Raw genomic sequence first — 9359 nt, 5'->3', positions numbered from 1 at the left:
CTNAGTATAAGAGACAGGGGCGGGCAGGATCGCCGGACGCCCTGAGACGACGAACCTCTCTCCGGCGTCGTCGCCGGAGTAGTAGATCGGGACCGACAACATCATCCTGCGCGGGCCGGTCTGGAAGGCCACGCTCGCCACCGCGTTGTGGGCGTCGGTCGCCTCGATGTCGTAGGCCTGGATGGCGACGGCCGCCAGCTTGCCGAAGCCGTCCCAGCCCATTTGCGGGTCCATGCCCTGGGCCAGGAACGCGGCGAGTTTGCTGGACCTGCTCGCCGCGTCGTCGGGGTTGAAATTGAGGTAGACGCCCGCGAACTGGGCGGCGAATGCCATGCCGCGCTCGGCGGGGAATCCGTGGTGCTCCTGCACCGCGCCATTGGGCGCGGCAACCTCTTGCTGGGTAAACCTCTCAAATGGGGCACGAACCCCATTCACGACGACAACCACAATAAGTGCCCAGAGAATGATGCGGCCGGTCCATACCAGCCACCGTCCGCCGCCTCCCGACCAGCCGCCGCGCCGGGGCCGGCGAGGCGGCGGCGCGGCGAAGTCGTCTGTGTCGAGGCGCGCGGAAAGCTCGGGCTCGCCAGCGATCCGAGGATCGTGCTGGACGGTAGACCTACGAGCCATCACGCCTCCGCTCGCGCCGATCCCCCCGGCTGGCGCGGTGTCGTCCGTTGCCGATCCCCATCATCCGCGGTGAAGTAGTCACCCTATCCGGTCTCCGCCATTGTTCCAGGAAAGCCACGCCCATGCTGCGGCATGACCGTCCTCACGGCAAACCGGGCCCGCATGACAGGGCCCAGACCCGATTCCAGTGAGTTCCCGGTGTAAACAGCTTTTGACCAGGCCAAACGCCTAAAACCGCATAGCGCGGCGGCCACGGATTCCTGTCCAAATCGCGCAAGGACTCTCGCGACCTGCGGATTCGGCATAGGTCACGAACGGGGGCGGAGCGTCAGGCGGGCTCAGGGTCCTGAGACGAGTGCGACCGGCGCCTGCTCTCCAGGTCGACGACCGTCGGCTGCACCGCCCGCTCCAGGGAGCCGCGGAGATCGGCGAGCATGCCCGCGGGGCCCTGCTCGCGCATGCGGGTCGCCATCTCGTCGCGCTCGTCGACCTTCCTGCGGAGGTACGCCTCGCGGTTGACACGCAGGCCGTACATGAGCTCGACCCTGATCAGGGCCAGCTCCTCCTCGAGGCTGATGCCCGTGAGCGTGGGTGCGGGGCGTCGTTTCCGGATGATGCGTCGGATCATGAGGGTCTCCCGAGTCAGCGTGAACGCCGTGACGATTCGACGCGCGGACGCCCGCGGAGGTTGACGCATCAGTCGTCCCGGGATCAGACGTCCATTCCTTTCCCGGGACCGCCCGGTCAGACGTTGAAGCGGAACTCCACCACGTCGCCGTCGCGCATGACGTAGTCCTTGCCCTCGATGCGGGCCTTGCCGGCGGCCCTGGCGTTGGCGATGGAACCCGCCTCGACCAGCTCGTCGAAGGAGACGATCTCGGCCTTGATGAAGCCGCGCTGGAAGTCGGTGTGGATCACGCCGGCCGCCTCCGGCGCCGTGGCGCCCTTGCTGATCGTCCAGGCCCTGGTCTCCTTCGGGCCGGCCGTCAGGTAGGTCTGCAGGCCGAGCGTCTCGAAGCCGACCCTGGCCAGCTGGCGCAGGCCCGACTCCTCCTGGCCGACCGACTGCAGCAGCTCGAGCGCCTCCTCCTCGTCGAGCTCGACCAGCTCGGACTCGATCTTGGCGTCGAGGAAGACGGCCTCGGCCGGCGCGACCAGCGTGGACAGCTGCTCCCTCAGCGCGGAGTCGGCCAGCTCGTCGGAGTCGAGGTTGAACACGTACAGGAAGGGCTTGGCCGTCAGCAGGTGCAGCTCGCCCAGCTCGTCGCGGTCGAGACCGCTCTCGAAGATGGTCTTGCCGGTCTCCAGCACCCGCAGGGCGCCCTCCGCGGCCTCGAGCGCGACTTTCTTGTCCTTGTTGTTGCGCGCCTCCTTCTGCAGGCGCGGGATGGCCTTCTCGACCGTCTGCAGGTCGGCCATGATCAGCTCGGTGTTGATGGTCTCGATGTCGCGCTTGGGGGAGATCTCGCCGTCGACGTGGGTGACGTCGGGGTCGTTGAAGACCCGGATGACCTGGCAGATCGCGTCGGTGTCGCGGATGTTGGCGAGGAACTGGTTGCCCCTGCCCTGCCCCTCGGAAGCCCCCTTGACCAGGCCCGCGATGTCGACGAACTCGACCTTGGCGGGCAGGATGCGGGCCGAGCCGAAGATCTCGGCCAGCTTGGGCAGGCGGTCGTCGGGCACTCCCACGATGCCCACGTTGGGCTCGATGGTGGCGAACGGGTAGTTCGCGGCGAGCGCGTTGCCGGACTTGGTCAGCGCGTTGAAGAGCGTGGACTTGCCGACGTTGGGCAGGCCGACGATGCCGATGGAGAGACTCACGGACGTCGAGTTTACTTGCTCAGCACGTCCAGACAGGTCACCGGGCGCGGGGCGGAGGCGGAGCGCAGATAACGTTCGGAGCGCGCCGGGCAACTCCCCGCGGCCGTCTCGAACGACAGCACCCTGGCCCACGCCCGGGCCGAGCCGCAGGCCACCCGGGTGACGTCCGAGCGGTCGGCCACCCGGCCCGGCGGCCGCGCCACGCACGCGCCCCGGTCGAGCACCTGGCCGCCAGGGCCCAGGCAGATCGTCCTGGAGCCGCCGCCGAGAGTGTCCAGGGTGCCCTCGGGGCAGGCGGCGGCGTCCGGCGTGATCGCGACGGCCCTGCCGTACCAGCCGGGCCGGGCGCACGGCCGCTCGCGGCCGTCGAGCGCCACGCAGTCGCCCACCCTGAGCAGGCCGCCCCCGCCGCCGGGGGCTCCGGGGTGCGGGTCGAGGAAGTTGCGTACGCACGCCGTACGGCCCGGCCCGACGCGCAGGACGTCGTCGGTGTCCTCAGGGCAGTCACCCGGACCCGGCGGGTCGGGAGCGATGGCCACCACCTCGGAGGCTCCGCCGTTGCACGGGGTCAGCGCCAAGTCGCCGGTGACGCACGCGCCCGGCGACCAGCGCAAAGCGGCAGGCCCGGGCGTCCGCTCGGGCCGGGAGCTCTTCCCCGCGCCGGCGATGACGGCCCCGGCGAGCGCCACCAGCGCCACCGCCACCGAGACGCCCACCACCACCTGCTTCGCGAGCGTGTCCATCCCACTACTCTCGGCGACGACGGTCGGGGCGCACAAGCGGAACGCCCAAGCGTGTCGGGGGGATCCGCGCCCCGGAGTCCTGCAATCATCGATGAAGTGGATGTCATCTCGCTTCTCACAGGTCTCGCCGTCGGGCTGCTCATCGGTTTCCTCGTCGCCAGGACACGAGCGGCGGTGCGGGTGGCCGAGGCCGACGCGCGCGCCAGGTCCGCCGCGGAGAAGCTGGTCTACGTCGAGGAGCAGCTCGCCGAGCGTTTCCAGGCCCTGTCCACCCGCGCGCTCGACGTCAACAACGTGCGCTTCCTCGAACTGGCCGAGACCAGGCTCGCCGCCAGCCGCGCCGAGGCCACCGGCGACCTGGAACAGCGCAGGCAGGCCGTCGAGCACCTGGTCGAGCCGCTGAAGGACGCCCTGTCACGGGTCGAGGCGCAGCTGCGCGACACCGAGTCGGGCCAGCGCGCCGCGCGTGCGGAGCTGGCCAAGCAGATGGAGTTCGTACGCCAGAGCCACGAGCAGCTGCGCTCCCAGACCACCGCCCTGGTCAGGGCCCTGCAGCGGCCCGAGGCGCGTGGCCGGTGGGGTGAGCTCCAGCTGCGCAGGGTCGCCGAGATCGCCGGGATGCAGCGCTACTGCGACTTCGACGAACAGGTCAGCGAGGGCTCCATGCGGCCCGACATGGTCGTCAGGCTGGCCGGCGGCAAGAACATCGTGGTCGACTCCAAGGTGTCGCTGGCGGCCTACCTGGAGGCCGCGGAGGCGTCCGACGAGTCGCTCGCGACGGTCCGGCTCGACGCGCACGCCAGGCACGTGCGCGAGCACATCGACCGGCTGGCCGCCAAGTCCTACTGGCAGGGGTTCAACCCGTCGCCGGAGTTCGTCGTGCTGTTCATCCCCGGCGAGGCGTTCCTGGCGCCCGCCCTCGAACGCGACCCCGGGCTGCTGGAATACGCCATGACGCGGCGGGTGCACATCGCCACGCCGACGACGCTGATCACGATGCTGCGCACCGCGCACTACGCCTGGCAGCAGGCGGCGCTCAGCGAGAACGCGCGGGCGGTGTTCGAGCTGGGCAAGGAGCTGTACGAACGGCTCTCGACCCTGGGCAGGAACGTCGACTCGCTCGGCAGGGCGCTGACGCGGGCCGTGGAGGCGTACAACAAGTCGGTCGGATCGCTAGAAAGCCGCGTGCTGGTCACCGCGCGCAAGCTGCACGATCTGGGCGTCGTCGACGGCGACCTCGACTCCCCGGAGATGCTCGAAGGGCTGCCCAGGCCCCTCGCCTCACCCGAGCTGCTCGAAACCGCTTCTCAGCCAACCTCGTCACTGATTTCGCACCCGAACGGTAAGTTGGCCAACGGGTCGCAGTAGACGGGGGTGGGCCAGTGGCCGGGAAAGGCAGGCGTTCGGCGGTCAAGCTGACCGCGCGCGGCGCCATCGCGCTCTCCCTGGTCGCCACCCTCGCGGGCTACGTGCTGACCGCCCTGCTCGACGTCCCCCACCTGGTGGGCGCCGCGTTCGTCCTGGCCAGCCTGCTGGGCGTGCTGCTGGTCAACCGGCGCGAGCTGCTGTCGCTGGTGGTGACGCCGCCGCTGGTGTTCTTCTGCGCCACGCTCTTCGTCGAGCTCGGGCGGGCGTTCGGCTCGGTGTCGATCGTGCAGTCGCTGGCGCTCGGGCTCTACACGTCGCTGACGCAGGGGGCGCCATGGTTGTTCGCCGGCTCGGCCGCCGTGCTGGGCGTCGCGTGGCGGCGCGGGCTGCGTGACAACGTACGCGACCTGCGCGAGGAGCTGAAGGCCGGCGCAGAGGTGCCGCGCCCGCGCCAGCCGTTCGTGCCCGAGCCGGAGGGCTACTTCGAGCCGAAGGTGTACGGCACGCCGCGCGGCGACGACTGAGGCACGTCACCAGGGCTCCGGGCGGCCGTCGCACGAGCAGGACGCACGCGGCCACGAACGCCGCCGCCGAGCAGGCGAGGACCGTGCGGACGGCCGGCACGTACCGCACGGGGCCTTCGACGACCACCTCGTGCACGGGCTCGTCGCCGTCGCCCAGGACGAAGGGCGTGAGCGTGGCGGCGATCACCAGGAAGAGGACGTACACCAGGCCCCAGATGAACACCGCGGCCTGCGTCCGTGGCGTTCCGCCGGCCGGGCAGGGCGATGAGCCCTCCGGCGATCAGCACGCCTTTCGATTCGCCTCGCCTGGCCGCCGTCCTGGCGATCGCGGCGAGGCCCGCGGCGACCGCCGCGACCGATACCACCACGCGGGATGGCCCACAGGCCCAGGACGTACGACACCGCGGCGAGGCCGAACAGGACGGTGGTGGACCAGACGTATCAGGGCGCGCCCTCATCCACGGCCCGCGGGAAGAGGGTCAAGGCCCCGAAGAGCGAGAAGCCGAGCCGGCACCCGCCGACCAGCGCCGCCAGCAGCGAGCCCAGCGGCACGCCGCGACGGACCATCATGGCGGCCACGGCCGTCAGCGCTGCCCCCCGGCGCCGCAGAACAGGGCGTTGACGAACAGCGGCACCGACGACGGGCTGCTGGGGGCGAACAGTAAGGCCTTGACGATCGGGACCACGGTGACGAGCGACTTCAGCGCCGACGCCAAGGCGATCTCGTGGAGATTGCGCGGGGGCTCCATCGACGCCACGGCGAGACCGAGCCCGACGATCGAAGCGCAGAAGACGCTCACGGATCCGAGCAGGGGCGGCCGCCGTCACGTCTCTCTTCATGACGCATTGGACGTCACGGGACGGCCGCCCGGTTCGGCGCGGACGATCAGGAGACGCGCAGGTCCTTGCGCAGCTCGTGGGGCAGCGCGAAGCGCATGCGCTCGTCGACCGGCCGCACCTCCGTCACGTCGCAGAACCCGTGCTCGGCCAGCCGCGCCAGAACCCCGTCCACGAGCTCTTCCGGAACGGACGCGCCGCTGGTCACGCCGACCGTGGTGACGCCGTCGAGCCACTCGTCACGGATGAACGTGGCGTCGTCGACGAGGTAGGCGGCCTCGGCGCCGTAGTCTTTCGCCACCTCGACCAGCCGCTTGGAGTTGGAGGAGTTCTCCGAGCCGACCACGATGACCAGTTGCGAGTCGGCGGCGATCTCCTTGACCGCGACCTGCCGGTTCTGGGTGGCGTAGCAGATGTCGTCGCTCGGCGGGTCGATCAGCGTCGGGAAGCGCTCCTTGAGCCGGGCGACCGTCTCGGTGGTCTCGTCGACCGACAGCGTGGTCTGCGACAGCCACACGAGCTTGCTCGGGTCTTTCACCTGCACCTTGTCGACCGCGTCGAGCCCGTCGACCAGCTGGATGTTGTCGGGCGCCTCGCCGGAGGTGCCCTCGACCTCCTCGTGGCCCTCGTGCCCGATCAGCAGGATGTCGTAGTCCTGCCCCGCGAACCGCTTCGCCTCGTTGTGCACCTTGGTGACCAGCGGGCAGGTGGCGTCGATGGTGCGCAGCCGGCGGCTCCTGGCCTGCTCGTGCACGACGGGCGCGACGCCGTGGGCGGAGAACACGACGATCTCCCCCTCCGGCACCTCCTCGGTCTCCTCGACGAAGATGGCGCCCCTGGCCTCGAGCGTCTTGACGACGTGGGTGTTGTGGACGATCTGCTTGCGCACGTAGATCGGCGCACCATACTGCTCCAAGGCTTTCTCGACCGCTACCACGGCTCGATCGACTCCGGCGCAGTAGCCACGCGGTTTGGCTACGAGGACTCGGCGGGAAGTGGGGGTCTGGGGCTCCATACTTCTTATGCTACGTGGAGCGGCCGGTAGGCCCGCGCGTGCGTGGCCGCCCGCGGTTTGCCACACTGGCCGTCCAATACTGACCTCCCAGGGAGACGTACATGTCCCTCAGCGACGTGATACGCAACATCGCCAAAACCGTTACCAACAAGGACGAGCTCAAGGAGAAGGCCAAGGACCTGCCGCTCCTCGTCGCCCAGACCGCGCTCAGCGCCGCCGGGCAGGCGATGCTGCTCGTCGACCGGGTGAAGAACTCCATCAAGGGGTCGGGCGAGAAGGAGGAGCAGGACTCCCGCCCCGCCGCCGAGCAGCTCGCCGCGCCCGCCGCGGAGGACGAGGAGAAGCCCGCCCGCAAGGAGCCGGTCATCTTCGCCCCGCGCCCGGGAGCCGCCGAGCCGAACGGCACCGGCAAGACCAGGCCCGACCCGGTCATCTTCGCCCCGGCCGGCAAGGCGGAGCCCGCCACCGCCGAGCCCGCCGCGCCCACAGGCAAGGCCGCAGAAGCCAAGGCCGCGGAGGCCGCGGAGGCAGCGGTCGCGCCCGCCACGCCCAAGGCCGCCGAGCCCGCTGTCGAGCCCGCCGTCGAGGACAAGCCCACGGTCACGGACAAGCCGGCGGTCACGGAGGAGGCCGCCGCCACGCCTGCCGTCGCCGAGGAGACGAACGTGGCGGCCGGGCCTGCCGCCGGGAAGACGGACGCCGCCGACGAGCCGGCCGCCGCCGCGACGCCCGCGGCGAAGCCGAAGGCGACGCGGGCCAAGCCCAAGGCCGCGAGGAAGCCCGCCGCCAGGAAATCCGCCGCCAAGGAGCCCGCTGCGGCGCCCGAGCCGGCCGCCGCGCCGGAGCCGGCGGCGTCCACCGAGCCCGCCGCCGCACCCGAGCCGGTCGCCGCGCCCGAGCCCGTGACGGCCGCGGCGACCGACCTGGCCGAGCCGCTGCCCGGTTACGCGGAGCTGACCGTCGCCTCCCTGCGCGCGCGGATGCGCGGGAAGACCGCCGAGCAGATCAGCGGATTCCTTGCCTACGAGCAGGCGACGAAGGCCAGGGCCGAGGTCATCCGCATGTTCGAGAACCGCCTCGCCAAGCTGCGAGCCGGCGAGTAGCGGGAGGAAACGTCCGGCCCTCGGGGAAGCGTGCTTCCCCGCCGCGTAGTCTTCCCCCATGACCTCGAAGACCTCGCCCGAGTCACCCTTGCCGATCCGCACTGTCCTGCAGATGGTGGGCGGCTGGATCGGCAGGCTCGGCACCGTCTGGGTCGAGGGCCAGATCACCGACCTGAGCGCCCGCGGCGGCACGGTGTTCATGACCCTGCGCGACCCCGTCGCCAACGTGTCGGCCAGGGTCACCGCCCCACGAGGGGTCTATGAGGCGGCCATGCCGAGACCGGCCGACGGCGCCAGGGTGGTCGTGCACGTCAAGCCCGACTTCTGGGTCAACAGAGGATCGTTCGCCTTCACCGCGATGGAGATCCGCCCGGTCGGCGTGGGCGAGTTGCTGGCCAGGCTCGAACGCCTCAGGCAGCTGCTGGCCGCCGAGGGGCTGTTCAACGCCGACAGGAAGCGGCGGCTGCCGTTCCTGCCCGGCACGATCGGGCTCGTCTGCGGCCGCGACTCGGCGGCCGAGCGCGACGTGCTGGAGAACTCCCGCAGGCGCTGGCCCGCCGTGCGGTTCAAGGTCGAGGAGGTGGCCGTCCAGGGGCCGTACGCGGTGGGCGAGGTGACCGAGGCGCTGGGCAGGCTCGACGCCGACTCCGAGGTCGACGTGATCGTCATCGCCCGGGGCGGCGGCTCGCTGGAGGACCTGCTGCCGTTCTCCGACGAGACGCTCGTGCGCTCGGTGGCCTCCTGCCGCACCCCCGTGGTGAGCGCGATCGGCCACGAGCAGGACAGCCCGCTGCTCGACCTGGTGGCCGACGTACGCGCGTCCACCCCTACCGACGCGGCCAAGAAGGTCGTGCCCGACGTCGGCGAGCAGCTCACGCTGGTGCGCCAGCTGCGCGACCGGGGCCGGCGGGTGCTGAGCGGCTGGCTCGACCGCGAGATGTCATGGCTGACGTCGGTACGGTCGCGGCCGTCGCTGGCCGATCCCGTACGCGAGCTCGAACGAAGGGCCGAGCAGGTGGACGCGCTGCGCGAGCGCGCCAGACGGTCGTTGACCGGCTCGCTCGACCGGGCGTCCGACGACCTCACCCACCTGCGTGCCCGGCTGATCGCCCTGTCTCCGGCCGCCACCTTGGAGCGCGGCTACGCCATCGTGCAGCACCCGTCCGGTGACGTGGTGCGCCGGGCGAAGGACGTCTCCCCCGGCACCGTGCTGACGATCCGCCTCACGGACGACCGGCTGACCGTGCGCGCCGAGGAGCCCGGAGAGACGGCAGGAGGAACGGGCGGCGCGTGACTTCGCCGCATGGCCTAACGTCCG

10 protein-coding genes are annotated in these 9359 nt (G+C 71.0%); 4 read left to right on the top strand and 6 right to left on the bottom strand.

Features of this window, described 5'->3' with window-relative positions; genetic code table 11:
• Positions 1-958 precede the first annotated feature (958 nt).
• The 3 genes from E1292_RS35000 to E1292_RS34990 all read right to left on the bottom strand — a co-directional run bounded on the left by E1292_RS35000 (position 959) and on the right by E1292_RS34990 (position 3194).
• The gene (locus E1292_RS35000) at positions 959-1258 is read right to left on the bottom strand and encodes a hypothetical protein (RefSeq protein WP_132601274.1); all 300 of its coding nucleotides are present in this window, start codon (positions 1256-1258) and stop codon (positions 959-961) included.
• A gap of 116 nt (positions 1259-1374) precedes the next feature.
• Positions 1375-2451: a redox-regulated ATPase YchF gene (gene ychF, locus E1292_RS34995; RefSeq protein ID WP_132601271.1), complete on the bottom strand. Its 1077-nt coding sequence runs from the start codon at positions 2449-2451 to the stop codon at positions 1375-1377.
• Between the two features lie 11 nt (positions 2452-2462).
• Entirely contained in the window at positions 2463-3194 is a 732-nt protein-coding gene (locus E1292_RS34990; RefSeq protein ID WP_132601268.1) for a hypothetical protein, read from the bottom strand.
• A 96-nt stretch (positions 3195-3290) separates the two neighbouring features.
• Between E1292_RS34990 and E1292_RS34985 the strand changes: the two genes are divergently transcribed.
• Together E1292_RS34985 and E1292_RS34980 are read left to right on the top strand one after the other, a co-directional pair.
• Positions 3291-4562, top strand: a complete 1272-nt coding sequence (locus tag E1292_RS34985) for a DNA recombination protein RmuC (RefSeq protein WP_132601265.1) — start codon at positions 3291-3293, stop codon at positions 4560-4562.
• Between the two features lie 14 nt (positions 4563-4576).
• Positions 4577-5086: a DUF6542 domain-containing protein gene (locus E1292_RS34980; protein WP_132512158.1), complete on the top strand. Its 510-nt coding sequence runs from the start codon at positions 4577-4579 to the stop codon at positions 5084-5086.
• Positions 5087-5527: 441 nt separating this feature from the next.
• Here E1292_RS34980 and E1292_RS55165 read toward each other — a convergent pair whose 3' ends face one another.
• From E1292_RS55165 to E1292_RS34970, 3 genes are all read right to left on the bottom strand, one after another.
• Positions 5528-5656, bottom strand: coding sequence for a hypothetical protein (locus tag E1292_RS55165; RefSeq protein WP_281284110.1), 129 nt, complete (start codon positions 5654-5656; stop codon positions 5528-5530).
• A gap of 14 nt (positions 5657-5670) precedes the next feature.
• Complete coding sequence (locus E1292_RS34975) at positions 5671-5886, bottom strand: hypothetical protein (protein WP_132601262.1); 216 nt, start codon at positions 5884-5886, stop codon at positions 5671-5673.
• An 86-nt stretch (positions 5887-5972) separates the two neighbouring features.
• On the bottom strand, positions 5973-6938 hold the full coding sequence (locus tag E1292_RS34970; RefSeq protein WP_132601259.1) for a 4-hydroxy-3-methylbut-2-enyl diphosphate reductase: 966 nt from the start codon (positions 6936-6938) through the stop codon (positions 5973-5975).
• 101 nt (positions 6939-7039) lie between these two features.
• On the opposite strand from E1292_RS34970, the gene E1292_RS34965 reads away from it, so the two are divergent.
• Positions 7040-8041: a DUF8129 domain-containing protein gene (locus E1292_RS34965; RefSeq protein ID WP_132601256.1), complete on the top strand. Its 1002-nt coding sequence runs from the start codon at positions 7040-7042 to the stop codon at positions 8039-8041.
• Between the two features lie 58 nt (positions 8042-8099).
• Positions 8100-9335 carry an exodeoxyribonuclease VII large subunit gene (xseA, locus tag E1292_RS34960; RefSeq protein WP_132601253.1) on the top strand — a complete coding sequence of 412 codons (1236 nt, stop codon included), beginning with the start codon at positions 8100-8102 and terminating at the stop codon, positions 9333-9335.
• Positions 9336-9359: the final 24 nt, after the last annotated feature.

Origin of the sequence: Nonomuraea deserti, from assembly GCF_004348685.1 — a bacterium.
GTDB lineage: Bacteria > Actinomycetota > Actinomycetes > Streptosporangiales > Streptosporangiaceae > Nonomuraea > Nonomuraea deserti.
Note: the sequence above shows the minus strand (reverse complement) of the source record. Positions and strands in the feature narration are given on the sequence as shown.